Source organism: Brevundimonas sp. LF-1 (genome assembly GCF_037055305.1).
In the GTDB taxonomy this organism is placed as follows: Bacteria; Pseudomonadota; Alphaproteobacteria; order Caulobacterales; family Caulobacteraceae; genus Brevundimonas; species Brevundimonas sanguinis.
The window spans coordinates 599,739-625,495 of record NZ_CP146349.1; the positions used below are offsets into that span (position 1 = coordinate 599,739).

A 25,757-nucleotide genomic window follows, 5' to 3' on the forward strand; every position below is an offset into this window, starting at 1 on the left:
CTTAGACTCCCACTTCGCGGCGCTGTTCGACCAGGCGCCAGTCCTCGGTCGCATAGACCTCTTCGAACATGGTCTTCACGCTGGGGCGCGATTGGCCCAGGGTGCCGATGGCCTCGGATTCCCGGGCGGCGGCGCGGACCTTCTCGACCGCTTCCTTTTCGGCCTCTTCCTGCTGTGCGTCCGACCATTCGCCCAGGCCGATCAGGTGTTGCTTCAGGCGGGCGATCGGATCGCCCAGCGGCCACTTCTCGTGCTCGTCGCCAGGGCGGTAGCGGCTGGGATCGTCCGAGGTCGAGTGCGGCGCGCCGCGATAGGTGAACAGTTCGATGATCGTCGCGCCCTGGTTGGTTCGGGCGCGCTCCTCGGCCCACTGGGTCGCGGCCCAAACAGCCAGGAAGTCGTTGCCGTCGACGCGCAGGGCGGGCAGGCCATAACCGATGCCCTTGGAGGCGAAGGTGGTCTCAAGTCCGCCGGCGATGCCCTGGAAGGACGAGATGGCCCACTGGTTGTTGACGATGTTCAGGATGACCGGCGCGCGATAGACGGCGGCGAAGGTCAGGGCCGAGTGGAAGTCGCTCTCCGCCGTCGAGCCGTCGCCGATCCAGGTGATGGCGATCTTGTCGTCGCCGCGGATGGCCGAGGCCATGCCCCAGCCCACGGCCTGAACATACTGGGTGCCCAGATTGCCAGAGATGGTGAAGAAGCCGTAGTCCTTGGCCGAATACATGATCGGCAGCTGGCGGCCCTTGATGGGGTCTTCGGCGTTCGAATAGATCTGGTTCATCATGGTCGCGAGCGGATAGTCGCGCGCGATCAGAAGGCCCTGCTGGCGATAGGTCGGGAAGCCCATGTCCTCGCGGCTCAGGATCATCCCCTGCGCGACCGCAATGGCCTCTTCGCCGGTGCACTTCATATAGAAGCTGGTCTTGCCCTGGCGGTGGGCGCGGTGCATCCGGTCGTCGAAGGCGCGCGTCAGGATCATGGCCTTCAGGCCGCGACGCATGGTCTCAGGGTCCAGCTTGGGGTCCCACGGCCCGACGGCCTTGCCCTGATCGTCCAGCACGCGGATCAGGCGGAAGGCGTGATCGCGCATTTCGGCGGGGGTCGTGCTGACGTCCGGGCGGGCGACCGCGCCGGGCTCGTCGAGCTTCAAATGGCTGAAATCAGGCGTATCGCCCGGCCGGCCCGAAGGCTCCGGGACGCGCAGCGACAGCGTCGGGGTATTCTTCATCAATGCCTCCCGTCCGGTTGAACCGGCCGCGTTTCCTTATGAACTAGGGCATAGCATGTCGGCTCACTGTTAGCTCTTCCAAAAACACTCTTGCCAAATACCAATTGAGGTATTTTATTGCGCAGAAAGCAAATTCGGAGAAAGCCTTTGGCCGACGAACTCGACCCCATCGACGCGCGCATCCTTGACATCCTTCAGCAGGACGCAGGCCTGTCCGTCGCGGAGGTGGCTGATCGCGTCGGCCTGTCGGCGTCGCCGTGCTGGCGCCGGATCAAGAGACTGGAGGACTCTGGCCTGATACGCAAGCGTGTCACGCTGCTGGACGCCGGACTTCTGGGCTTGGACTTCGAGGTCTACGCCATCGTCAAGCTGAGCCTGCCGACGCGCGACAATCTGCAGATATTCGAAGAAGCCGTCGAGGGCTGGCCCGAGGTGGTGCAGTGCGCCACCATCACCGGGCGCGAAGACTATGTCCTGCGTATCATCACCACCGACATGCACGCCTTCGACCAGTTCCTGCGCGACAAGCTGCTGACGCTGGGCATCGTCTCCAATTGCGAGAGCCACATCGTCACGCGCGGGGTGAAGAACGTCACCACCCTGCCGCTGGGGATCATCACGCCGCACGTCGGCTGATCGGCCGCACCGTCCTGGCGCCTCGCCGCCTCAGCTGAGGCGGTGGAAGGCGACGGCGTGGACCTTATCCCGCCCCAGCAGAGCCGCCAAGGGAGCGGTCGCGAACAGGGACGCCACCGCCGCATCGCGCACGTCCAGCCCCCGGTAAAGGCGCCGAAGGCGGGCATGATCAGCCGCCGCCCGTCCGTGACGAAACACGGACGCCGCACCCCCGGCCGTAGGCGGCGACGCGCGCGGCCGGATGCAGATGGCCCGCGACCTCTCCGGGCGCCGGCTCGATCTGCGGCTCGTGGATCAGATGCAGGCCGCCCAGCGCCATCGTCTCGACCACCCGGCCCGGCAGCTGGTCCAGGGCGCCGGCCAGGGCGTCCAGATCATGGTTCCCCTCCAGCCAGACCCAGTCGCGCCCGGACGCCAGCCTCTCCAGCCGCGCCAGCTGGGCGCCGTCCATGCGCGACACCGCCTTTGAATCATGAAAGCTGTCGCCCAGCAGCACGACCGTGCGCGGGTCCAGCGCGTCGATCTCGGCCTCGAGCTTGGCCAGGGTCGCGGGGCTGTCATAGGGCGGCAGCATCTGGCCGCGCGCCGCGAAGGCCGAACCCTTCTCCAGGTGCAGGTCCGAGGCGATCAGGGCCTGACGCCCCGGCAACCACAGGGAGCCGGAACAGCGCAACACGCAGGCCTCGCCGTTCACCGTCAGCTTCAGCCCGCCGCAGGGATGGCGATAGGGCGACAGGGTTTCGCGCAGGGCGTCGTTCATCGCCCTTCTCCCCTCGGGGAGAAGGTGGGCGGCGGAGCCGCTCGGATGAGGGGGCTGTATCCGCAGGCAAGCCGCTAGAAGACGACCACGCAACTGGCGTCCCCCTCATCCGCCTTGCTGCACAAGCCACCTTCTCCCCCGAGGGGAAAAGGACGCACGATTGCTTCACGCCGCCCCCTTCAGCGCTTCGGGCGCGTCTTCCATGACTTCGGCGATAAGGGCCTCGGCGCTTTCATCCAGGATCATCTCGGCCGCGTCACCGCCGACCCGTTCACGACCGATCTGCACCAGCACCGGCACGCTGAAGGGCGAGGGCCGGTCCAGCGCCTTATGCACGATGCGGCCATGGATGCGGCTCAGCAACTGACCCAGCCGCGCCACGTCCAGCAACCCTGTCGCCGCATCCGCGCGCGCCGTTCTCAGCAGCAGGTGGTCAGGCTGGTGCCGCCGAAGCACGTCGTAGATCAGGTCGGTTGAAAACGTCACTTGCCGTCCGGTCTTCTCGGCTCCCGGCTGGCGCTGTTCGATCAGGCCCGAGATCAGGGCGCAGTTGCGGAAGGACCGCTTCATCATGAAGCTCTCCTCCAGCCAGGCCTCCAGATCGTCGCCCAGCATGTCCGGCTCGAACAGGGCGTCCAGGTCGATGTCGTCCATCGGCCGGATCGACCAGATCGCCAGCGAATAGTCCGTCACCACAAAGCCCAGCGGGCCGACGCCCATCCGGTCCAGTCGCCGGGTCAGCAGCATGGCCAGCGTCGTGTGCGCCAGCCGCCCCTCGAACGGATGGGCGACCAGGAAATGCCGAGCGCCCCTCGGAAAGGTCTCGACCAGCAGGGTCTGGGCTTCAGGAATGGCGCTGCGCAGCTCCTGCAGCTCCAGCCACTCCTGCACGTCGGAGGGCAGGACGCGCCAGTGATCGCGGTCCTGCACCATGCGCCGCACCCGCTCGGCCAGGGAGGTGCCCAGCGGGAACTTCGAGCCGCCGTAAGAGGGGATCTTCGGGTCTTTATCCACGGCGGGCGCGACCAGGGCGTCGGTCCCGGCGATGCCCTGGAAGGCCCACACCTGACCGGCGAAGACGAAGGTGTCGCCCGGCGTCATCTGTTCGAAGTACCATTCCTCGGCCTCGCCGATCTTGCGCCCAGCGACCAGATGCTTGCCCCCTGCCCTGCGACCGGCGACGCGAACGTTGAGATTGGCGGCCGAGACGATGGCGCCGACGTTCATCCGGTGGCGCTGCGCCATCTGGGCGTTGCGGACCTTCCACTTGCCGTCGCGGGTGCGCACGATACGGGCGAAACGGTCGTAGGTCCGCAGCGCATAGCCGCCGGTGGCGACCAGATCGACCACCTCCTCGAAAGCTTCATAGGTCAGGCCGCGATAGGGGCCGGCCGTCGTCACTTCGGCGTATAGGTCCGACAGATCAAAGGGTTCCGAACAGGCGCAGCCCATGACGTGCTGGGCCAGCGTATCCAGCGTGCCGGTGTGCTCCGGCTCCCAGTCGAAGGCGTTCTCGGCCACGGCCTCGCGCGCGGCCTGGCATTCCAGCATCTCGAACCGGCTGGCCGGGACCATCAGGGCCCGCGAGGGCTCGTCCAGCCTGTGGTTGGCCCGGCCGATGCGCTGCACCAGCCGACTGGCCCCCTTGGGCGCCGCCAGCTGGATTACGAGGTCGACGTCGCCCCAGTCGATGCCCAGGTCCAGCGTCGAGGTGCAGACCACGGCCTTGAGGTCGCCGCGCGCCATCGCCGCCTCGACCTTGCGCCTCTGTTCTGCCGCCAGCGAGCCGTGGTGCAGGGCGATGGGCAGGTCGTCCTCATTGATCGCCCACAGCGACTGGAAGACGAACTCGGCCTGCCAGCGGGTGTTGACGAAGATCAGGCTGAGCCTCAGCGCGCCGGATGGCGTCGTAGACCTCGGGGATGGCGTGGACGCCGGTGTGGCCGGCCCAAGGCACGCGGCCTTCGCTGACCAGCACGTCGACCACCGGCGGCGCGCCGGGATCGCCCAAAACAACCCGCACTCCTTCTCCCCTCGGGGAGAAGGTGGATCGCGCAGCGAGACGGGTGAGGGGGCGGCCTGATCCAGACTGGCGGCGTCGAGTCTGTTCTCAGCGTCCCCCTCATCCGAGCGGCACCGCCGCCCACCTTCTCCCCGAGGGGAGAAGGAGACAGCCAGTCGGCGATCTTTGCCGGATCGTCCACCGTCGCCGACAGCGCCACCCGCCGCATGCCCGGCGCGAACGCCTGCAACCGAGCCAGCCCCAGCGCCAGCAGGTCGCCGCGCTTGCCGCTCCAGATGGCGTGGACCTCGTCCAGCACCACGCATTTCAGGTCGGCGAAATAGTCCCTCGCCCCTCCCAGGCGCAAAACAGGGCCAACTGCTCCGGCGTGGTCAAAAGGATGTCGGGCGGGAAGTCGCGCTGGCGCTGCTTCTTCGACTGTTTGGTGTCGCCGGTGCGGCTCTCGACGTGGATGTTCAGCCCGATCTCGCGGATGGGCGTCATCAGATTGCGCTCGACGTCGGTGGTCAGGGCCTTCAGCGGCGACAGATAGAGGGTGTGAACGCCCGAGCCCGGCCCGGTTTCGGGTCGCGGCCCCCGTTCGGCCAGGTCGATCAGGCTGGGCAGGAAGCCCGCCAGCGTCTTGCCCCCGCCCGTCGGCGCCACCAGCAGGGCGTGCGCCCCGGCCTCGGCGGCGGCGACCATCTCCAGCTGATGCCGGCGCGGCGACCAGCCCCGACCGGCGAACCAGTCGGCGAACAGGGGCGGAAGCGTTGCAGTACGCGGCGTCGTCACGACAGGCCTATAACATGTTCCCGTTCCGTTTCATCATCTCTGGCGCTATTGAGCGAGGGTGACTGTTGAATCCGCCGACATCCGGACCGTTCCGTCCCTGACGTTCGACCTGCCCCCCGCGCTGGCCACGCCGCCCGGGGCCGGGGCCGTGTGCGACGATGAAGGGGCGAGGAAGATCGGGCGCGGCGCCGCCGAGGGCCTGTTAATGGGCGGCGCGGTCATCGTCGCCCACGCCGGGCTGACGGCGCGGCGGCTGGGTCTAGCGCCGCCGCCGCGCTCGGCGCAGATGCTGGACGCGCTGGAGCTGTTCGCCTTCGTGCGCCCGGCCCGGTTTTGCGCCCCGTCGGCCACCGGGCTGGCGCTGGCCCTGGGGCGCGAGGAGCCGCGGGGCGCCGAGGCGCAGGCCGCCGCCCTGCGCGCCGCCGCCGCCGACCTGCTGGCCGAACTGGCCGCGCCCGCCTATCCGGGGCGGGAGGAGGCCTACGCGCTGGCCCTGACGCTGGAGCGGGCGGGCTGGGGCTGGGCGCCGCGCGTGCTCCAGGCCCTGCGCGCCGGGCCGTTGCGCGACCGCCAGCAACGCGGCTCGGGCCTCGACGTCTGGGCCCGGCTTCAGGAGTGGGAGGACGAGGCGCCGCGCGGCGAGGCCGGGTCGGCCCCCGTCGACTCTGAGAGCGCCCGCATCCGTCTGGACAAGCTGCTTCAGGCCTCGGGTCTGGACGAGACGCGGCCCGCCCAGTCCGACTATGCGGCCGAGGCGGCTTACGCCTTCTCGCCCCGCAACGAGGAGGGGCGCCCGCGCGTCCTGCTGGCCGAAGCGGGGACCGGCACGGGCAAGACCCTGGGCTATCTGGCGCCCGCCAGTCTGTGGGCCGAGCGCAACGCCGGAGCGGCCTGGATCTCGACCTACACCCGCGCCCTGCAACGCCAGATCGACCGCGAGAGCCGCGCCCTGTGGCCTGACGAGGCTGAGCGGCGGAAGAAGACCGTGGTGAGGAAGGGGCGCGAGAACTACCTGTGCCTGCTCAACCTTCAGGACATGGTGCAGGCGGCGCAGCTGGGCAACGGCGACCTGATCGGCATGGCCTTGGCCGCGCGCTGGGCCGCCCATACCCGCGACGGCGACATGACCGGGGGCGACTATCCCGGCTGGCTGCCGGGCCTCTATGCGACCGCGCCCATGCATCAGGCGGGACCGGCCAATCTGGTCGACCGGCGCGGCGAGTGCGTCCACGCCGCCTGTCCCCACTATCGCCTGTGCTTTGTCGAAAAGACCATCCGCGCCAGCCGCCGGGCCGATCTGGTGGTGGCCAATCATGCGTTGGTGATGACCCAGGCCGCCTTCGACGGCGCCCGCACCGCGCGGGGCCTGAAGCAGGACGGCGAGACGGCGGCGCTGAAGCGCATCGTCTTCGACGAGGGCCACCACCTGTTCGACGCCGCCGACAGCGCCTTCTCCGCCTGCCTGTCGGGGCAGGAGGCGGCCGAGCTGCGCCGCTGGATCCGCGGGCCGGAGGGACGCGGCCGTCGCGGGCGCGGGCTCGAGCAACGGCTGGGCGACCTGTGCGCCGACAACGAGGCCGCCCGCGCGGCCCTGACCGACGCCTTGCGCGCGGCGGCGCAACTGCCCGGCGAAGGCGTGTCCGGCCGCATCGCGCCGGCGTCCGGCGAAGTGAACCCCATCGGCCCGATCGAGCGCTTCCTGGTGGCGGCGCTGGAGCAACTGCGCGCTCGCGCCGCCGAGAGCGGCGGGACCGAGTTCGGCCTGGAGTGCCCGCTGCATCCGGTCACCGAGCCGGTGCTGGCGGCCGCGCGCGAGGCGGCCAAGGCCATCGCCGACCTCGAGGCGCCGCTGCTGACCCTGTCGCGCCATCTGGAAGACATCCTCGACGAGGAGGCGGCCGAGTTGGACGGCGCCGCCCGCGCCCGCATCGAGGGGCGCTGCGCGGCATGGACCGGCGCGCGCGCATGACCCTGCCCGGCTGGCGCTCCATGCTGGCGGCGCTGGAGGAGGGCGGCCCAGATGGCGACATGGGGCCCGATCCCGATTACGTCGACTGGCTGAGCGCGGAGGCCGCGTTCGGCCGCATCCACGACGTGGCCTTGCGTCGTCACTGGATCGACCCGACCGTGCCGCTGGAGGCGGCGGTGGTCATGCCCTCGCACGGGGTGCTGGTGACCAGCGCCACCCTGTCCGATCCGGCGGCCGATGACCCCTTTGACCTGGCCCGTCTGCGCACCGGCGCGGCGCGCCTGATCGAACCGGCGCGGACGCTGAAGGTGGACAGCCCGTTCGACTATGCGACCAACAGCCGGGTCATCGTCGTCAATGATCTGGTCAAGGACGACCCGCGCCAGATCGCGGCGGCCATGCGCGAACTATTCCTGGCGGCGGGCGGCGGAGGCTTAGGGCTGTTCACCGCCATCCGTCGGTTGAAGGCGGTCTATGAACGGCTGGGGCCGGAGCTGGCGCGGGCGGGCCTGCCGCTCTACGCCCAGCACGTCGATCCGCTGGAGGTCGGGGCGCTGGTCGATGTTTTCCGCGCCGAGCGGGACAGCTGCCTGCTGGGCACCGATGCGGTCAGGGACGGCGTGGACGTGCCTGGGCGCTCCTTACGCGTTCTGGCCTTTGACCGCGTGCCCTGGCCGCGCCCGGACCTGCTGCACAAGGCGCGGCGCGAACGGTTCGGCACGGGCTCGGGCGGGCGCTCCTGGGACGACGCCCTGGCGCGCGGGCGGATCGCTCAGGCGTTTGGTCGCCTGATTCGCCGGGCGGACGACCGGGGCGTCTTCGTCATGCTGGACGCCGCCTGCCCCACCCGCCTCTTCGCCGCTCTGCCGCCGGGCACGGAGGTGCTGCGGTTGGGGCTGGCCGAGACGGTGGAGTTGACCAAGGCGTTCCTCGCTTCATCTTCATCATCGTCCGATGAAGCCTAGCCGCGAACCGGCGCCGCCTTCGCCCTTATGGCGCCCCCGGTCCATGCGCTATAGGGGCGCAAATCCGGAGATTGCATGACCGACGCCGCCCCGCATCACAGCCGCAAGGGACTGATCATTCCCTTCGCCATCGTCGCCGTCCTCCTCGTTCTGTGGACCGGCTGGTGGTTCTTCCTGACGCAGCAGATCGAGCGGCGGATGGAGGGCAAGATCGCCGGGCTGCAGCAGAGCGGCTGGACCATCGAACACGCCGGAATCTCCACCACGGGATGGCCGATGCACGCGCGGGTGACGATCAAACACCTGGACGTCGTCGCCCCGTCCGGTCATGCGATCGCGGCGCCCGAGATGATCGCTCAGGCCAACGCCTATAACCCCACGCGCTGGGTGCTGGCGGCGCCGGACGGCCTGACGGTCACGCGCGCGCAGAAGGGCAAGACGGCGATCCGCGCCGAGGGCATCCGCATGAGCGTGCACGGCCTGACCCAGCGCTGGCCCAATCTGGCGCTGGAGCTGGAGAAGCCGGTCTTCACCGCCCTGCCGGACGCCGAGCCCTTCCCGCTGAAACAGGCGCGTCTGGTGCAGTTCTACATGCGGCCGCATCTGGTCGGCTCGGACACGCCGACCGACGACGTGGATGTGCTGTTCCGCTTGGTCGACGGCGAGGGCCGCGCCAACGGCCCGGTCGAGGGCTTCACCCAGTCGGGAATGCTGAACGCCCAGATCGAGGCGGTGATCGAAAAGGCCTCGGCCCTGCGCAAAGGCGCGGACGCCAAGGGATTGCTGAGCGCCTGGACGGCGGCGGGCGGGCGCTTCATCGACGTGAAGGGCCAGCTTCAGGCGGGCGAGAGCAAGGCCTTCGTCTCCAGCGACGCCCTGTCGGCGGACGCCAAGGGCCAGCTGGAAGGCGAGGTCTTCGTGCGCGCCGAGAAGCCGCTGGCGGCCATCGTCGGCCTGGCGGGCGCCCAGCAGGGCGGGGCGCTGGATCGCGCCGCCGCCGCAAAGGCCGCCGCGGCCACGCCTCAGGGCGGAACCGGCGACGGCGGTCAAGGCGTGGAGCTGGCCATCCAGTTTCGCGGCGGCCGCACCTATCTGGGGCCGTTCGCCCTGGCCCCTGCGCCGCAGCTGTTCTGAGGCTGCCCCTGTCATGCTGATCGAGCCGCCCGCCGACGAGGAACGCCTGGCGCTGGAACGCGCCGTGGCCAAGGCCGCTCGCGCCCGGCTGGCGGCGGGGCCGCGCGGCTCAGTTGACGGCGACGCCATCGCCCAGCGCGCAACTCTGTCGGGGATGAGCTTGTCCGAAAAGGCGGCGGTGCGCGCGGTGTTGGGGCGGCTGGAGGCGGCGGACGGACGCCCCCTGATCGCCTGTGGGGCGCTGTCGCAAATGCTGGCGGCCGATCGCTGGGGCCTGGCGGCGCGGCCGATGTCCGAGGCGGATCAGGCGCTGCTCGCCGTGCGCGACGGGGCGGCGAAGAAGGCGCGCGCCCTGATCGATCTGTCGGCGCGGCCGTGGTGGGGGCGGCTGTTGGCTTTGCCCATGCTGAAGGTCATCGCCGCCCTGCCCGATGACGCGGCTGGAGCTCCGCGCGCCCTGATGGTCGGAACCGAGGCTCCGGGGCCGACGGGCGACGACCGCACCTTCTGGGTCACCGACAGCGCATGGCCGGACGCTCGCATCGTCGAGGCCCTGTCTCAGGCCGGTCTGGCGGCCGAATTTCTATCGGGCGGAGGCGGGTTGAAGCTGTTCGTCCTGACAGGCTATGTGCAGGCTGAAGACATCAGGCTGGACGGCGCGCCCGGCGGCCTGACCGGCGTCATCGGCGCCGCTCCCGTCTTTTGACCATGGCTGCCGGCAGGGGATGACGCGCGCATGACCGAAGCGAACCAGGCGCCGTCCGACGGCGCGCCACAACCCAAGCGCGGCCTGCTGGACATCGCCCCCTACGTCGGCGGCAAGAGCGCCATCGCGGGCGTGGCCAAACCGATCAAGCTGTCGTCCAACGAAAACGCGCTGGGCGCGGGCGAGAAGGCGCGCGAGGCCTTCGCCGCCGCCGCCTCTTCGATCCACCTCTATCCCGACGGCCGGGCCGACCGCCTGCGCGCCGTGGTGGCCGAGGCGCACGGGCTGGAGCCCGAGCGGCTGATCTTCGGCAATGGGTCGGACGAGGTCTTCGCCCTGCTGAACCAGACCTATCTGGAGGCCGGGGACAACATCGTCACCAGCCAGTACGCCTTTGTCGCCTACCAGATTTCGGCCCGCGCCTGTCAGGCCGAGGTCAAGCTGGCGGCCGAGCCGGAGCTGCGCGCGGACGTCGACGCCATGCTGGCTCTGGTCGATGAGCGGACCAAGCTGGTCTATCTGTCGAACCCGGCCAATCCAACCGGCAGCTACGCCACGGGCGAGGAAATCCGCCGCCTGCACGCCGGCCTGCCGCCGCACGTCATCCTGGTGATCGACGAAGCCTACGCCGAGTTCGTGACCGAGCCGGACTGGGAGAGCGCCTTCGATCTGGCGCGCACGGCGCCCAACATCGTCGTCACCCGCACCTTCTCCAAGCTGCACGGGCTGGGCGGTCTGCGGGTCGGCTATGGCTATGCGCCGCTGGCGGTGGAGCAGGCGATCGACCGCATCCGTCTGCCGTTCAACGTCTCCCTGCCCGGCATCGAGGCGGCCATCGCCGCCCAGGGCGACGAAGCGCACCAGAGGGCCTCGCGCGATCTGGTGGCCGAGTGGCGGCCGCGCCTGACCCAGGCGATCAAGGGCTTCGGTTTCGAGGTCTTTCCGGCTTCGGGCAACTTCATCCTGATCCGCTTCCCCGATGCGAAACGCCCGGCTTCGGCGGCGCAGGACTATCTGCAGGCTAAGGGGATCATCGTGCGCGGCGTAGGCAGCTATGGCCTGCCCGATTGCCTGCGAGTGACGATCGGGACCGAGGATCAGAACCGCGCCTTCCTGGACGCCCTCAGCGAGTTCGCGGCGGGCTGAAGCCTCAGCCGCCGCTGTTGAAGCGCACCACGCCGATGACCCCGGCGCGCCAGACGTAGTCGTCCTCGATCAACGGGCTGTCCTTGATGTCGCCCAGACGCTGTTCGTAGTTGACGAAGGCGCCGACGCCGTAACGGTCGCCGATCGGCACGGCCAGCATGGCTGCGGCGCCTGCGGCCGACAGTCCGCCCGACGGCGTGAAGGCGGCATAGTCGGTATTGGCGGCTTGCTGAGCGGTGACGCCGTAATAGCGCTGGACGCGCGCGTCGCTGCCGCCGCGCATATAGGCCATCGTCTGCAACAGGCCGACGGGCGTCACGCGCTGGTGGCTGACCGAGCCGTAGTACTCAAGACCGGCGTCGTCGCCGGTGGCGTCATGCTGGATGCGGCCTCCGACCACGACATTGCCCGGCAGACGTTTGAAGGCGTAAAGGGCCGCATCGGCGCCGTAGCCGGGCCGGTCCAGGCCCTCGATGTCGCCCGCTGCAAAGCGCGGACGCAACTGAACGCCCGCATGGAAGCCGTCGCGCTTGACCGCGTTCCAGCCCAGTCCGTCCAGGCCGTTGGCGTAGACGATGTCGCGATAGGAGGCCGAGCCCCAGGCGGTGAAGTTGAAATCCTCGGACTTGTCGCCCGAAACGCTGAAGCCCCGGACAAAGCCGCCGCCGATGTCGACCTTCCACGTCTGCGGCGCTTCCAGCGGCTGGAACGGCTGTGACTGCGCAGAGGCGACAGCCGGCAAGCTCCCTAGGATGGCGGTCAGCAGGGCGATGCGAAAGGCGGAGCGTGAAATCATGAGCGGGGCCTAGGTCAACAGCTGATGATATAGGGACCCGCCCTCCAAAGCCTAGGTTCTGGGCGGCAACAAGGCGGTCGAGGCGTCTTCGATCCGGCTTTCCAACTGCTTCATGAACTCGACCCGCTTCAGACCCGCCGGGATCGGCGGCAGGAACTCGAACACCACCGTGCCCGGGTAGCGTTTGAAGCCGTGCGCCGGCCAGTGAACGCCCGAGTTGGTGGCGACGGGCCAGCAGGGCGCGTCCACGTCGCGATAGATGGCGGCGACCCCGGGCTTGTAGTCGGCCGGTTCGCCCGGCGTCGTGCGCGTGCCTTCGGGGAAGATCAGGATCTGACGGCCCTCGGCCAGGCGAGCGCGGGTCTGGCGCACCATGGCCTTCAGCGCCTTGGCGTGGGCGGCGCGGTCCACGGCGATCATCTTCGTCTTCCAGGCGAACCAGCCGAAGAAGGGCAGTGGCATCAGCTCCTTCTTCATGACGAAACAGGCGTCGTCGAGGAAGGCGAAGGGGGCGATGACGTCCAGCATCCCCTGGTGCTTGGCCGCGATCAGGGCCGGGCCGTTGGGACGATGCTCGAGGCCCCGCACCTCGACCTTGACCCCGGCGATCCAGCGCAGGCCGAACAGGACGAACCGCGCCCACATCTTGATCACCCCCATCGCCGCCCCGTGCGGCATCAGCAGGGCCGGCGACAGCAAGACCGCGAACAGCGGCATCGACAGATACAGCCACAGGGTGAAAAGCAGGGATCGAACGGTCGTCATGCGGCGGCCTTGCGGGGGTCTGAGGCGTCGGGTGCGGCGGGACCGGGGCGTTCCGGGTGACGCCCGGTCAGGCGATGCATCCCCTCGCGGCCCAGGACGGCCAGGTATTTCATATATTCCAGCGTCATGCGCCGGGCGGTCTCGGTCGCGCGCCACCACGACGGGGTGTCCAGCGACGGCGTCGAGATGGCGTGGGGGTCAGGCGCACGCCGGGCGCCGCGCCGCGAATCTCCATCAGGCTGCGCGGCATGTGATAGTCCGAGGTGACGACGATCAGGTCGTCATAACCCTTGGCCCGCGCCCAAGAGGCGATCTCCTGGGCGTTGCCGACGGTGTTCTCGGCCTCAAAGCCCAGGTCGACGCAGCAGTTGAACAGCTTCTTGGACCCCGGCGTCAGGGCGCGCAGCTCCTGGCGACGCACCTCCCGATTGACGCCCGAGATCAGCAGCCGGTCGCCCTTGCCCTGCTCCAACAGGCGGATGGCGGCGTTGACGCGCTCGGCCGAGGGGCCGGTCAGGGAGACAATGGCGTCCGCCCGCGCCGGCTCCGGCGCAGGCGTCAGACCGCGAACCCGCTCGGCGAAGACGAACAGGCCCGTCAGCCACATCAGCGCCACCACGGCGATCAGCGTCAGGAACTTCATGCTTAACTAACTAGCGACGCCCGCCCAGCTTCGCCAGCGCCGTCAGGCGCGCAGCCAGCACCGCGACCGCCCCCGCCAGCAAGGGGCAGGCGATCAGCGCCAGCAGGTCGCCAAAGGCCAGCGGCAGGGCCGGGGTCAGTCCGCCTTCACCCCCGATCAACCGCAGCGCCGCCAGCATCAGCGCCGCCAGGCCGGCCCCCGCCGCGCCCGCGGTCGCCGCAAGAATCCCGAAACGCCGCTGAAACAGTGTGGCGATGGCTCCGTCCGACGCGCCGTTCAGGCTCAGCGTCTCGATCACCGCCGCCTGGGCCGCCATGCCCGCGCGGGTCGCGTAGGCGATCGCCGCCGCCGTCGCCGCCGCGATCAGCAGGAAGGCCGCCCCCGCCAGGGCCGTGATCACGCCCGCCGACCGCTCGACCTCGCCGCGCCACAGGCTGTGATCGTCGACGCTGGCGTCCAGCCCGGCCTCGGCCAGGGCGCGGCTCAGGCTGGGCGCGCTGGCGGGCGTCTTGGGGTCCAGCCGGACGACGACCAGATAAGGCAGAGGCAGGTCGGGCAGCACCGCCTCCCCCACCCAGGGCCGCAACAGAGCCTCGGCCGCCTTGCGGTCCATCGCCTGCGCCTCGGCCACGCCCTTGACCCCGGCCAGGGTCTCGGCGGCGCGGGCGGCGGCGGCGGGGCCGGTCTCATCGACACGCGGGCGCACCTGCACCGTCGCCTCGGCGCGAAGGTGACCCGCCCAGCCGTGCGCCGCCCGGTCGGCGGCCAGCGCCCCGACAGCGGCGATCGAGGCCAGGAAGCACAGCACGGCGATGACCACCACCAGCCAGCGTTCACCCCCGCCTCGCGCGGCAGCAATTCTGGTTGGGAGTCGCGCAAGCGGCCGATCATGGCTGCGCCTCCGGTCCAACAGATGAAGCCGGCGCGATCTGCGTCAGCCGCCCGCCTTCCAGCCGCAGGACGGCCGCGCCGCTGCGCTCGGCCAGGGCCTCGTCGTGACTGGCGATCAGCACGGTGGCGCCCAGTTTGTTCAGCGACTGGAACAGCCGCATCAGCTTCTCGCCCATCGGCCGGTCGACGCTGCCGGTCGGCTCGTCGGCCAGGATCAGGCGCGGCCGCGCCACCACGGCGCGGGCGATGGCCAGACGCTGCTTCTCGCCGCCGGACAGGGTGGGCGGCAGGGCGTCCAGCCGACCGCCCAGACCGACCCAGCGCAGCATCTCCTGCACGTCGGCGGCGTACTCGGCCGGGCGCTCGCCCGCCAAGCGCAGCGGCAGAGCCGCATTGTCGAAGGCCGACAGGTGGTCCAGCAGTCGGAAATCCTGAAAGATCACACCCATGCGGCGTCGCAGCGCCGGGACCTCGCGCCGGGGCAGGTGGGTCACGTCCTGGCCGAACAGGCTGATTCGTCCCGCCTGGGGCCGCGCCGCCAAAGTCAGCAGCCGCAGCAGCGAGGACTTGCCCGCCCCCGAAGGTCCGGTAAGGAAGTGGAAAGAGCCGTTTGGCAGACTAAGGTTAACGTCCCGCAGCACGGCGGGTCGGCCCCCATAGCCGAAGCCCACGCCTCTGAGGCGGACGGCGTCAGGCGCGGAATCAGGGTCGGCGGCGCGGCAAATCGGATCGGGCATAGGGTTTCGTATTGGACCGGGGCGTTGCGCCGCGACAGGAGGGGGCGATAAGCCTCACAGTCAGCTGACATGATACTGACCTGTCCCGCCTGCGCCACCAGCTATTTTGTTGCCGATGAAGCGATCGGCCCCAACGGCCGCCGCGTGCGCTGCAAGGCCTGCGGCCACGACTGGCGCGCCAGCCTGGAAGATGCGCCGCTGGAGCTGGAACCGGCGACGAAAGGCCTGAGCGCCGGCGAAGACGCTTCGCCCGAAACCCTGCCTGACAGTCTGGCCGAGACGCCCGCGCCCGAACTGCCGCGCGCCTTCCGCGCCAGGGCCGAGCGCAAGCGCCGCACACGGCAGGCGGCGGCTGCGGGCGCAGCCTGGGCGGCGGCGGCGGCGGTGGTGCTGGGGCTGCTCGGCGGCGGCGTCCTGTTCCGTGAGGAGATCGTCCGCAAATTTCCGGCGACGGCGGGCGCCTATGGCGCGCTGGGGCTTGAGGTGAACATCGTCGGGCTGGAGTTCGAAGCACAGCGGGCGCGGGTGGCGCCGCATGATCCCGGCCGGATCATCGTCTCCGGCGCCGTGCGCAACATCCGCGACACCGAGGTGTCGTCGCCCCCCATCCGCGTGATCTTGCAGGATGAGCGCGGCGTCGAGATCGCCAGTCGCGTGGTGCGCCCGGACTGGCCCCCTACCCTGCCCGGCCAGGCGCAGGGCTTCGCCACAGTCATCGGCGATCCTCAAGGCAAGGCCGCCGGCATAACGACCAGGTTCGTCCTTGAGCCCGTGCGCAAGGCGCCCCCGCGCGCCGCCGACAAGACCGCCCGCCCTGAACCCGCCGCGCGCGAAGACGGGGGCCTGCGTCGTCTGGGCGCCCTCGACGTTGGCCCGGCGCCCTCGCCTCTCGACACCGACGTCGCAGAAGGGGTATCGGCGAGGCATGGCTGACACCCCATCGACGCTCGCTCCCGCTGTCCTCCTGTCCCAGGCCGAGATCGAGGCCGTCGTGGCTAATCTGGCGCGACGCATCGCCCCTCATGTCGACGATGATACGGTGGCCGTCGTCCTGCTGACCGGCGGGCTGTGGTTCGCCGCCGACCTGACCCGCGCCCTGTCGCGCGAAGGCCGCAACGTCCGCTTCGACGCCCTGTGGCTGGCTTCCTACGGCGACGAGCAGACCAGCCGGGGCCGGATCGAGGTTCGCGCCCCCTATCAGCGCCCGCTGACCGGCAAGAAGGTGCTGATCTTGGACGATGTGTTCGACACCGGCCTGTCGCTGGCCGAGGCGGTCCGCATCACCAAGGAGGCGGGCGCGGCCGAGGTGCTGACCTGCGTCTTCGCCCGCAAGCCCTGGCCCAAGCCCCGCGCCCCCGAGCCCGACTTCGTCGGCTGGGAGGCGCCGAACCGCTTCCTGGTCGGCTATGGCCTGGACCACGCGGGCGGGATGCGCGGCCTGCCGGACATCTGCGCCCTGGACTAGACTGTAGTTAAGCTCAAAATGGTTGTGATGTAAGCTTCGTAAGGTGAAGGCTTTTGAGTCGACCGGTTGTTGTCTCATTGCGGAAGGCAACAAAGTACCTCTTACCTTCGTCGGTAAGGCGTTCGCGAGCGTTTGAAGTTAAGCTCGTCGTTATAAGGGCGACCTTGCGTCGATTTTTTAGATCTTCTGCTAATGTGAACGGAACAGATCGACCCGCTTGACTTAAAAATATTCGACCTTTGAATGTGTTCATATTACAACTGCTGACCCAGCCTTCAAAATATTGCGGCATTTCGGATTGATGGGTGCTGGCAATATACTCGTATGTATTTAGGTTTAAATCTGGCCCAATTGTTCGTGAATAGCCATCGATTTTGGCAGTTATTTTAGCCTGCTCAGCCGTTTCAGAGAAGGCCATAGGGCGATGTATGTCTCGGATGGCGGCTTCACATTTCTCAATCGCGCTGTCGAAATGTGTTTCTTTTAGTTTCGCTGCCGCCGATGCTGGATTTTTCTTCCGATGCTCTTCAAGTTGTTGGCCCAAGCTCATGTCATAGTCGACATGAAAGCCAAGTGATTCGGAAATTACATAGTCGTATGCGGAGCTTATTAGGTGCCCGATGGGGCTATCCTTTGGGGCTGCGCCAAGCGTGAAGACGGTAGTTGCAACAAGAGCGGTTGCTTTCCAGCTGCCCTCTTGAGGTGGTAGCTAAGGAGCGTTCTTGAGTGATGGAGCTTGTGTGATCACCTCGCCGTTCACGATGAGGTGGGTTGTGATGGCCAACGAACGCTGAAAACCGACGAGAGCTTGGGCTCCGTCGTAGAGGTCCAGCACGTTGTCATCCGCAGATGCGCCGTCGAAAGACAAAGTAATTTCTAGAGCCATTGATGAGCCTCCCCCAACAAACGGTAGAGCTTGAAGGACATCACCTCAAGGCGAGTTCTAAAGCCACCCCGCCATCGGCTCGCGGGCGAACATGTCGTCATAGGTCGGGCGCGGGCGGATCACCGCGCTGCGCTCACCGTCGACCAGCACTTCGGCGGCCAGCGGACGGGTATTGTATTCGCCGCTCATCACCGCGCCATAGGCCCCGGCGCTCATGAAGACGACCAGATCGCCCGCCTTCAGCGGCGGCAGGTCGCGGTCGCGCGCGAAGGTGTCGCCGGTCTCGCACACCGGCCCGACCACATCGTGAGGCAGAAGCTCGCCCTCGACCGGGCGGACGGGCTTCAGATCGTGGAAGGCGTCGTAAAGGGCCGGACGCATCAGATCGTTCATGGCCGCGTCCAGCACCAGGAAACGGCGGCCGTCCGTGCGCTCATTGACCTGAATGACGCGGCTCAGCAGCACGCCCGCATTGGCGGCCATCAGGCGGCCGGGCTCGAAGGCGGCCTCGACGTTCAGCCCCTCAAGCACGCGCGCAGCCATGGCGACGTAGTCGGCCGGGGACGGCGTCGCCGCATCGCCGTAATAGGGCACGCCCAGGCCGCCGCCGAGATCGAGGCGGGTGACGCTGTGCCCCTGCGCGCGCAGGGCCTCGGTCATGTCCCGCAGCACGCGGAAGGCGGCTTCCAGCGGAGCCAGGTCGGTGATCTGGCTGCCGATATGGCAGGCCAGACCCACGGGCGTGACGTGGGGCGAGCTTGATGCGCGGGCGTACAGCGCCATCGCCTCCTCGACCGGCACGCCGAACTTGTCGCCCGCGCCGCCGGTGGTGATCTTGGCGTGGCCGCCGGCGCCGATCTTGGGGTTCACGCGGATGGCGATGGCGGGGGCCGCGTTCTGGGTCGCAGCGACGGCGATCAGCCGGTCCAGCTCGGCCGAGGACTCCACGTTGATCTGACGCACGCCCTGTTCGATGGCGAAAACCAGTTCGGCGTCGGTCTTGCCCACGCCCGAGAAGATGATCCGCTCGCCCGGAATCCCGGCGGCCAGCGCCCGGCGGATCTCGCCCTCGGACACGGTGTCGGCGCCGCAGCCGAGTTTCGCCAGGGTCGCCAGCACCGAAAGGTTGGAGTTGGCCTTGACCGCGAAGGCGATCAGGGCGTCGCCCAGCGCGCCCCTGTGCGCGTCGCACGCCTCGCGCAGGAGGCCGTAATGACGGCGCAGGGTGGCCGAGGAATAGACGTAGGTCGGCGTGCCGACGCTGTCCGCCAGCGCCTCCAGAGAGACGCCCTCGGCATGCAGGACGCCGTCCTTCAGATCAAAATGGTGCACCGGCGGGGAGTCCAGTCAGAGGAAGAGCGCTAAGGCTCAGTTCATCGGCGGCGGCTTGCCGAACGGATTGCTCGTGCCGTTGTCGATGGGCATCTGGCGCGGCGGCAGGTTCTGCATCGCCTCTTCCGGCAAGCCCGGGGCCGAGCGGTCGCGGATAGCGCGCTCGGTCTGCTTCTTCGGCATGGCGCCCTGCGGCGGCTCGAGGTCGGCCATGCGCCCGCAGCCGGCCAGCAGAAGGGCAGCGGCGCCGCGAGGATCAGGGTCTTCTTCACAGACGTCTTCGTCACAGGCGGCTTCTCCAGTCGGCGATGCGCGCGCGGACCTGTTCCGGCGCCGTGCCGCCGAAGCTCTGGCGGCTGGCGCAGGAGGCTTCGGGCGTCAGCACTTCATACACCCCTTCGGTGATCCGGCCATCCAGCCCCTGCAATTCGCTCAGCGGCAATTCGCCCAGCCCCAGGCCCAGCGCCTCAGCCCGTTTCACCGCGGCGCCGGTGACATGGTGCGCCTGGCGGAAGGGCAGGTTCAGCTCGCGCACCAGCCAGTCGGCCAGGTCGGTGGCGGTCGAGAAGCCCGCGCCGGCGGCGGCGGCCATCTTCTCGGTGTTGGGGCGGATCACGGCGACCATGGCGGTCATGGCCGTCAGCGCCAGATCCAGCGCGTCAAAGGCTTCGAACACCGGCGGCTTGTCCTCCTGCATGTCCTTGGAATAGGCCAGCGGCAGGCCCTTCATCACCGTGGTCAGGGCGATCAGGGCGCCGTTGATGCGGCCCGTCTTGGCCCGCACCAGCTCGGCGGCGTCGGGGTTGCGCTTCTGCGGCATGATGGACGAGCCGGTGGTCAGGTCGTCAGGCAGTGTCGCAAAGCCGAACATCGGCGTCATCCAGACCACGATCTCTTCGGCCAGACGCGACAGGTGGCCCGCCGCGATGGAGGCGGCGGCCAGGCTCTCCAGCGCGAAGTCGCGATCCGACACGGCGTCAAGAGAGTTGGCCATCGGGCGATCGAAGCCCAGCGCCTGCGCCGTCATGTGGCGGTCGATCGGGAAAGGCGAACCGGCCAGGGCGGCGGCGCCCAGCGGGTTCTCGTTCATGCGCGCGCGCGCGTCGGCGAAGCGGCCCGCATCGCGGCCGAACATCTCGACATAGGCCATCAGGTGGTGGCCAAAGGTCACCGGCTGGGCCGTCTGCAGATGGGTGAAGCCCGGCATCAGGTCGCCCGCGTGCTGTTCCGCCCGGTCCAGCAGGGTCCGCTGCAGGTCCTGAAGCTGCGCCACGGTGCGGTCGCAGGCGTCGCGCACCCACAGGCGGAAGTCCGTCGCCACCTGATCGTTGCGGCTGCGCGCGGTGTGCAGACGCCCTGACGGCTCGCCGATCAGCTCCGACAGGCGCGCCTCGACGTTCATGTGAATGTCTTCATAGGCGTCGCGGAAGGGGAAGGTCCCGTCCCGGATCTCGCCCTCGATCACGTCCAGCCCGCCCAGGATGGCCTGGGCGTCCGCAGGCGCGATGATCCCCTGTTTCTCCAGCATGCGACAATGGGCCCGCGAACCGGCCAGGTCCTGCGCCCACAGGCGTTTATCGACGCCGATGGAGACGTTGATGGCCTGCATGATGTCCGCAGGCTTGGCGCTGAAGCGTCCGCCCCATAGAGACTGGCCCTGAGCGGGGGTATCTGGCTGTGGTTTGGAAGGCGTATCGGACATGAGCGGCTCTGGACGGACTTGGGCGGGCGTGGCGACGTTCGCGGTGATCGGCGTGATCGGCGTGGGCGCGGCGCTGCTATACGTCAATCAGAAGGGCGGAGGCAAAGAGTCCGCGCCGCCTGCGGCCCAGGCGCCGGTCCACACCCTTGAGCCGCAATTGGCCGCCTTCGCCAAGGGGTCGCTGGCGGCCCTGCAGGCGCCCGCCTCCCCGACCGCGCCCGACTATGTGTTCAAGGCCGCCGACGGCGCCGACGTCCGTCTGGCCGACTTCGCGGGAAAGGTGACGGTGGTGAACCTGTGGGCCACCTGGTGCGCCCCGTGCAAGATCGAGATGCCGACGCTGGCGGCCCTGGCCGACCACTATAAGGCGCGCGACGACTTCGCCGTGGTCGCCGTCAGCATGGACCTGGACAAGACGGCGGACGAGGCGCGGGCCTTCATCGCCGAAAACGCGCCGCTGGACTTCTACATCGACCCGAAATTCCAGCTGGCGTTCGAGTTTCCCGGCAAAGGCGCCATGCCCCAGACCATCCTCATGGACCGCCAGGGCCGCGTCCGCGCCGTCCTGACCGGCGAGGCCGACTGGGCCGGCCCCGAGGCGCGCGCCCTGATCGACCACCTGCTGGCCGAGGGCTGAACCAGACCCTCCGGCCCCGCTTGTCGAAGACGGCCCGAAGGGTTGATGCTCGCGCCGCACAGGAGGCTGCGATGAGCGTCGAGACCCACTATCTGGCCGTCTTCACCAGCGACAAGACCGGCCCCAAATGGCGGGCCTGGCGCGCCATGAGCGAGGCCGAGCAGACCGAGACGGCCCGCCGCGGCGTGGCCGCCGTCGCCGCTTGGGAAGAGGCGCACCGCGACTCCATCGTCTTTCAGGGCGGCCCGCTGGGCCGGACCAAACGCATCGGCGACGACGGCGCCGTGACCGACATGGTCAACCTGCTGACCGTCTTCAGGGTCGTGCGCGCCGACAGCCACGAGGCCGCCGCCCGCCTGTTCGAGAACCACCCGCACATGAGCATCTTCGTCTGCGACGGGGTCGAGGTGATGCCGGTGCTGGGGTGAGGCTCAGTCGACGCCCGGCGGCGGGGTCCAGTTCGGATCCGGGAACCAGTCGGCGGCAAGGTCGCGCCAGTCCGGGTTGTCCTTCTCGATCAGGGACAGCTTCCAGTCGCGCAGCCACTTCTTGATCCGTCGCTCGCGCCGGATCGCATCAAGCATCAGGGCGTGCTGCTCTAACCAGACCAGACGGGTGCAGTCATAGGCGTCGGTGAAGCCAGGAAAGGCCCGCGTCCTGTGCTTCCACACGCGGCTTTCCAGATTGGAAGTCGAGCCGACGTAGAGCGTCCCGTTGCGCCCGCTCGCCATAATGTAGGTCGCGATGAAGGTGCGATGGGTCGCCATACGGCCACGCTAACCCGCCCCTCTCCTTCCGTCACCCACGCCCCGCCCCTTCTTCCGTCATCCTCCGGCGAAGCGAAGCGGAGACCGGGGGACCCAGCGGCGCCGAAGGCGATCTTAGGGCGGCCGCCGAGCGTGGCTCTTTCGCGCTCCCGCGCGCCGCTGGGTCCCCCGGTCTGCGCTGCTGACGCGGCTTGCCGGAGGATGACGAAAGTTGAACAGTGTGAATCGCAAATCATCAAACAAGCCGATCCTGAAAATGAATCATCAAGATGATATTCGCTTGCTCGTCTTCGTAAGGCCTTCCAAAAACCAACCAGCGTCAGCTCTCGAAAAGAGGATGCATGCCTTCTTAAAGACCGGAGAGGGAACTGAGAGCCTTGATGACAAAGCCTTCTCTACCCTGCACGGCACCGGACAAATTGCCGATTATTTGCTTTGGAACAGACAGTTCATTGCGGAGATGAAGGCGGTCAATGGCTATCCAGTGCAACGCATTGAACGTCTAATCGACGATGAAACGCGAAAAGAACCTCGAATGTTCGTTTTCGGTGAGGTCGGTATCCAAAAATTTTATCATCTAGAAGCAATGGGACCGAAATCAACAGAATGATGGTCAACATAGGGGTCGGCCCATCAGAAAATTGCTCCAACAAGCTAATCCTCAGATCACTGACACCCGCACCAAACTAGCGCTGCCCGGAGCAGCTGGTCTCGCGATCATTATGATCGATAAGCCTCAGAAAATTGAAGCTGGCGTGGCTGCCTATGCTGTTCGAGAAGCTTTAAGGGCAGCAAAACCCCGACTCGATGAGATCGATTTCGTATGGGTTTCAATCGAGACCCATACGGTGCGTTTACCAGACGGTCGCACGGGTTTTCCAGAACTAGGGATTTGGAGAGCAAACCGGCGACCAGATATTGACCGTGCCATGATAGGCCAAATGTTTGACGCTTGGGCTGCTTTCAATGGCACTGAAATGGAGCACCTTGATCACACTTCGAGTTGGGAAACGCTCACTCCCATCGGGGATGGGTGGCCGTTGAAGCTAGACCTACATTGATGAACTCAATGTACCCGCGCCTTCCCGATCTCCAGCCCATCGCTACCCGCTGACACGGCCACCACGCTGCCGTCCTCGATCTCGCCGGCCAGCAGCTTCTTCGCCATCGGGTCGACCAGTTCCTTCTGGATGACGCGCTTCAGCGGGCGGGCGCCGTAGACCGGGTCGTAGCCCTTGTCGGCGAGCCAGGTCAGGGCGCTGTCGTCCAGAGCCAGGGTCAGGCGGCGGTCGGCCATCAGCTTCTCCAGGCGCGCCAGCTGGATGCGGACGATGCCGCCCATCTGTTCGCGGCCGAGGCGGTGGAACAGGATGATCTCGTCGATGCGGTTCAGGAACTCGGGCCGGAAGTGGGCGCGGACCTGCTCCATGACCAGCGGGCGAACGGCCTCGACGTCCTCGCCCTCGGGCTGATCGGCCAGATACTGGCTGCCCAGGTTGGAGGTCATGATGATCAGGGTGTTCTTGAAGTCGATGGTGCGGCCCTGACCGTCGGTCAGGCGGCCGTCGTCCAGCACCTGAAGCAGCACGTTGAAGACGTCGGGGTGGGCCTTCTCGACCTCGTCGAACAGGACGACCTGATAGGGGCGACGACGCACGGCCTCGGTCAGGGCGCCGCCCTCGTCATAGCCGACATAGCCGGGAGGGGCGCCGATCAGGCGGCTGACCGAGTGCTTCTCCATGTATTCGGACATGTCGATACGGGTGATGGCGTTGTCGTCGTCGAACAGATAGCCGGCCAGGGCCTTGGTCAGCTCGGTCTTGCCGACGCCCGTGGGGCCGAGGAAGAGGAAGCTGCCCAGCGGCTTGTTGGGGTCGTTCAGGCCGGCGCGGGCGCGGCGCACGGCGTCGGAGACGGCGGCCAGGGCCTCGTCCTGACCGACCACGCGGCGGCCCAGTTCGTCCTCCATCTTGAGCAGTTTCTCGCGCTCGCCCTCCAGCATCTTGTCGACGGGGACGCCGGTCCAGCGGCTGACGACGGCGGCGATCTGCTCGGCGTCGACGACCTCGGGCGTCAGGGGGCGGCGACCGCGGCCGGGGATTCGGAGTCCGCGAGTTGCTTCTCCAACTGCGGGATCTGGCCATAGGCGATCTCTGAGGCGCGGCCGAGGTCGCCGGCGCGCTGGGCGGCGGCCAGTTCGGCGCGCAGGCGGTCAAGCGTTTCGCGCAGTTGCGCGCCCTGCCCCACCTTGTCCTTTTCCGACTTCCAGCGGGCGGTCATGTCGTCGGACTGGCCTTCCAGGTCGGCGATCTCGTCCTCCAGCTTTTCGAGACGTTGGCGGGAGGCGCTGTCGTCTTCCTTCTTCAGGGCCTCCCGCTCGATCTTCAGCTGGACCAGACGGCGGTCGATCTCGTCCAGAGCCTCGGGCTTGGAGTCCACGGCCATGCGGACGCGCGAGGCGGCCTCGTCGATCAGGTCGATGGCCTTGTCCGGCAGGAAGCGGTCGGTGATGTAGCGGTTCGACAGGGTGGCGGCGGCGACGATCGCGCTGTCGCTGATGCGCACCCCGTGGTGGACTTCGTATTTTTCCTTGAGGCCGCGCAGGATCGACACCGTGTCCTCGACGGTGGGTTCCGAGACGAAGACCGGCTGGAAGCGACGGGCCAAGGCCGCGTCCTTCTCGACGTGCTTGCGGTATTCATCCAGCGTGGTGGCGCCGACGCAGTGCAGTTCGCCGCGCGCCAGAGCAGGCTTCAAGAGGTTGGAGGCGTCCATGGCCCCGTCGCCCTTGCCGGCGCCGACCAGGGTGTGCATCTCGTCGATGAACAGGACGATGCCGCCCTCAGCCGCCGCCACCTCGTTAAGCACGGCTTTCAGCCGCTCCTCGAACTCGCCGCGATATTTCGCCCCGGCGATCAGGGCGCCCATGTCTAGCGCCAGGACCTTCTTGTCCTTCAGGCTTTCAGGCACGTCGCCGTTGACGATACGCAGGGCCAGGCCTTCGACGATGGCGGTCTTGCCGACGCCGGGCTCGCCGATCAGGACGGGGTTGTTCTTGGTGCGGCGGGCCAGGACCTGAATGGTGCGGCGGATTTCCTCGTCGCGGCCGATGACCGGGTCGACCTTGCCGTCGCGCGCGGCCTCGGTCAGGTCGCGGGCGTAGCGTTTCAGGGCGTCGAAGCTGTCCTCGGCGCCGGCGCTGTCGGCGGTCTTGCCCTTGCGGATTTCGGTCACGGCCTCGTCCAGCTTCTTGGCCGTCACCCCGGCGGACTTCAGCGCCTCGGCGGCGGCCCCGCCTTCCTTGGCCACGGCGGCCAGCAGGCGTTCGGTAGTGACGAAGGCGTCGCCGGCCTTCTTGGCGGCTTCTTCGGCGGCGCTGAAGACGCGCGCCAGATCGCCGTCGAGGTAAAGCTGGCCCGAGCCGCCTTCGACCTGCGCCCGCTTCTTCAGCAGGCCCTCGGTGACGAGCTCGACGGCGGACGGATCGCCGCCCGCTTGATCGATCAGCTTGCGGGCCAGACCGTCGCGCTCCTCAAGCAGCACCTTGAGCAGGTGCTCGGGCGCGATTGCTGGTGGCGGCGGGCCAGGGCCAGCGACTGGGCGGACTGGACGGCCTGTTTGGCGCGGTCGGAATAGAGATCGAGATTCATGGCGTTCGGTTTCCCCTCAGGAGGCGGATTTGAACTCAATGCGCCCTAATCTGAAGCGACGCCTTGAGCTGTCGCAAAGGAGGTGGGTGTGGCCGATCAGACACGCAAGGGCCCAAACGAGGACGCCCGCCGCCACAGGGGC

General features: G+C 68.2%; 20 protein-coding genes and 5 pseudogenes. 10 read left to right on the forward strand and 15 right to left on the reverse strand.

The genetic code is table 11. The features are described 5' to 3' along the window. Window position 1: 1 nt before the first annotated feature. The gene (locus V8F63_RS03210) at window positions 2-1,231 is read right to left on the reverse strand and encodes a 3-methyl-2-oxobutanoate dehydrogenase (2-methylpropanoyl-transferring) subunit alpha (RefSeq protein ID WP_303682862.1); all 1,230 of its coding nucleotides are present in this window, start codon (window positions 1,229-1,231) and stop codon (window positions 2-4) included. Window positions 1,232-1,378: 147 nt separating this feature from the next. Here V8F63_RS03210 and V8F63_RS03215 point away from each other — a divergent pair, with 147 nt between their 5' ends. Further along, on the forward strand, window positions 1,379-1,867 hold the full coding sequence (locus tag V8F63_RS03215) for an Lrp/AsnC family transcriptional regulator (RefSeq protein ID WP_025976636.1): 489 nt from the start codon (window positions 1,379-1,381) through the stop codon (window positions 1,865-1,867). Between the two features lie 30 nt (window positions 1,868-1,897). On the opposite strand, the pseudogene pdeM reads toward V8F63_RS03215, so the two are convergent. Both pdeM and V8F63_RS03225 read right to left on the reverse strand, forming a co-directional pair. Beyond that, window positions 1,898-2,627, reverse strand: a pseudogene (pdeM, locus tag V8F63_RS03220) (ligase-associated DNA damage response endonuclease PdeM). 165 nt (window positions 2,628-2,792) lie between these two features. Next, a pseudogene (locus tag V8F63_RS03225) lies at window positions 2,793-5,334 on the reverse strand (ligase-associated DNA damage response DEXH box helicase). A gap of 295 nt (window positions 5,335-5,629) precedes the next feature. Between V8F63_RS03225 and V8F63_RS03230 the strand changes: the two are divergent. The 4 genes and pseudogenes from V8F63_RS03230 (at window position 5,630) to hisC (ending at window position 11,344) form a co-directional block, all read left to right on the forward strand. Next, window positions 5,630-8,358, forward strand: a pseudogene (locus V8F63_RS03230) (ATP-dependent DNA helicase). 75 nt (window positions 8,359-8,433) lie between these two features. Beyond that, a complete protein-coding gene (locus tag V8F63_RS03235; protein WP_392354497.1) occupies window positions 8,434-9,492 on the forward strand; it encodes a DUF2125 domain-containing protein in 1,059 nt (352 codons plus the stop codon). A 13-nt stretch (window positions 9,493-9,505) separates the two neighbouring features. Beyond that, the gene (locus V8F63_RS03240) at window positions 9,506-10,198 is read left to right on the forward strand and encodes a hypothetical protein (RefSeq protein ID WP_392354498.1); all 693 of its coding nucleotides are present in this window, start codon (window positions 9,506-9,508) and stop codon (window positions 10,196-10,198) included. A gap of 30 nt (window positions 10,199-10,228) precedes the next feature. Continuing rightward, on the forward strand, window positions 10,229-11,344 hold the full coding sequence (gene hisC, locus V8F63_RS03245) for a histidinol-phosphate transaminase (protein WP_392354499.1): 1,116 nt from the start codon (window positions 10,229-10,231) through the stop codon (window positions 11,342-11,344). Window positions 11,345-11,348: 4 nt separating this feature from the next. On the opposite strand, the gene V8F63_RS03250 is transcribed toward hisC, so the two are convergent. The 5 genes and pseudogenes from V8F63_RS03250 to V8F63_RS03270 form a co-directional block, all read right to left on the reverse strand. Continuing rightward, window positions 11,349-12,140, reverse strand: a complete 792-nt coding sequence (locus tag V8F63_RS03250) for a MipA/OmpV family protein (RefSeq protein ID WP_392354500.1) — start codon at window positions 12,138-12,140, stop codon at window positions 11,349-11,351. 51 nt (window positions 12,141-12,191) lie between these two features. Next, on the reverse strand, window positions 12,192-12,905 hold the full coding sequence (locus V8F63_RS03255) for a 1-acyl-sn-glycerol-3-phosphate acyltransferase (protein WP_253121909.1): 714 nt from the start codon (window positions 12,903-12,905) through the stop codon (window positions 12,192-12,194). After that, window positions 12,902-13,548, reverse strand: a pseudogene (locus V8F63_RS03260) (YdcF family protein). The gene V8F63_RS03255 and the pseudogene V8F63_RS03260 overlap by 4 nt, the downstream one beginning before the upstream one ends. 10 nt (window positions 13,549-13,558) lie before the next feature. Beyond that, window positions 13,559-14,371, reverse strand: coding sequence for an ABC transporter permease (locus V8F63_RS03265; protein WP_392354501.1), 813 nt, complete (start codon window positions 14,369-14,371; stop codon window positions 13,559-13,561). 64 nt (window positions 14,372-14,435) lie between these two features. Continuing rightward, a complete protein-coding gene (locus V8F63_RS03270; protein WP_392354502.1) occupies window positions 14,436-15,176 on the reverse strand; it encodes an ATP-binding cassette domain-containing protein in 741 nt (246 codons plus the stop codon). 69 nt (window positions 15,177-15,245) lie between these two features. Here V8F63_RS03270 and V8F63_RS03275 point away from each other — a divergent pair, with 69 nt between their 5' ends. Continuing rightward, window positions 15,246-16,109, forward strand: a complete 864-nt coding sequence (locus V8F63_RS03275) for an MJ0042-type zinc finger domain-containing protein (RefSeq protein WP_392354503.1) — start codon at window positions 15,246-15,248, stop codon at window positions 16,107-16,109. Continuing rightward, window positions 16,102-16,641: a phosphoribosyltransferase family protein gene (locus V8F63_RS03280; protein WP_392354504.1), complete on the forward strand. Its 540-nt coding sequence runs from the start codon at window positions 16,102-16,104 to the stop codon at window positions 16,639-16,641. Before V8F63_RS03275 ends, V8F63_RS03280 begins: the two co-directional genes overlap by 8 nt. A gap of 13 nt (window positions 16,642-16,654) precedes the next feature. On the opposite strand, the gene V8F63_RS03285 is transcribed toward V8F63_RS03280, so the two are convergent. From V8F63_RS03285 to argH, 5 genes are all read right to left on the reverse strand, one after another. Continuing rightward, window positions 16,655-17,185 (reverse strand): hypothetical protein, encoded by a 531-nt coding sequence (locus V8F63_RS03285; RefSeq protein WP_392354505.1) that lies wholly within the window; start codon window positions 17,183-17,185, stop codon window positions 16,655-16,657. A 165-nt stretch (window positions 17,186-17,350) separates the two neighbouring features. After that, window positions 17,351-17,527, reverse strand: coding sequence for a hypothetical protein (locus V8F63_RS03290; RefSeq protein WP_392354506.1), 177 nt, complete (start codon window positions 17,525-17,527; stop codon window positions 17,351-17,353). Between the two features lie 57 nt (window positions 17,528-17,584). Next, window positions 17,585-18,859, reverse strand: a complete 1,275-nt coding sequence (lysA, locus tag V8F63_RS03295; protein ID WP_392354507.1) for a diaminopimelate decarboxylase — start codon at window positions 18,857-18,859, stop codon at window positions 17,585-17,587. A gap of 36 nt (window positions 18,860-18,895) precedes the next feature. Continuing rightward, entirely contained in the window at window positions 18,896-19,072 is a 177-nt protein-coding gene (locus V8F63_RS03300) for a hypothetical protein (RefSeq protein ID WP_392354508.1), read from the reverse strand. 70 nt (window positions 19,073-19,142) lie between these two features. After that, entirely contained in the window at window positions 19,143-20,561 is a 1,419-nt protein-coding gene (argH, locus tag V8F63_RS03305) for an argininosuccinate lyase (RefSeq protein ID WP_392354509.1), read from the reverse strand. Here argH and V8F63_RS03310 point away from each other — a divergent pair. Continuing rightward, a complete protein-coding gene (locus V8F63_RS03310; protein WP_392354510.1) occupies window positions 20,560-21,198 on the forward strand; it encodes a TlpA disulfide reductase family protein in 639 nt (212 codons plus the stop codon). The two genes, argH and V8F63_RS03310, sit on opposite strands and share 2 nt — an antisense overlap. Before the next feature lie 71 nt (window positions 21,199-21,269). Continuing rightward, window positions 21,270-21,626: a hypothetical protein gene (locus tag V8F63_RS03315; protein ID WP_392354511.1), complete on the forward strand. Its 357-nt coding sequence runs from the start codon at window positions 21,270-21,272 to the stop codon at window positions 21,624-21,626. A gap of 3 nt (window positions 21,627-21,629) precedes the next feature. Here the strand turns inward: V8F63_RS03315 and V8F63_RS03320 are convergent, their stop codons facing one another. Continuing rightward, window positions 21,630-21,965 carry a GIY-YIG nuclease family protein gene (locus V8F63_RS03320; RefSeq protein WP_025976655.1) on the reverse strand — a complete coding sequence of 112 codons (336 nt, stop codon included), beginning with the start codon at window positions 21,963-21,965 and terminating at the stop codon, window positions 21,630-21,632. A gap of 211 nt (window positions 21,966-22,176) precedes the next feature. Here V8F63_RS03320 and V8F63_RS03325 point away from each other — a divergent pair, with 211 nt between their 5' ends. Then, window positions 22,177-22,575, forward strand: a complete 399-nt coding sequence (locus V8F63_RS03325) for a hypothetical protein (RefSeq protein ID WP_392354512.1) — start codon at window positions 22,177-22,179, stop codon at window positions 22,573-22,575. A 456-nt stretch (window positions 22,576-23,031) separates the two neighbouring features. On the opposite strand, the pseudogene clpB reads toward V8F63_RS03325, so the two are convergent. Further along, window positions 23,032-25,615: pseudogene (gene clpB, locus V8F63_RS03330) on the reverse strand (ATP-dependent chaperone ClpB). Window positions 25,616-25,757: the final 142 nt, after the last annotated feature.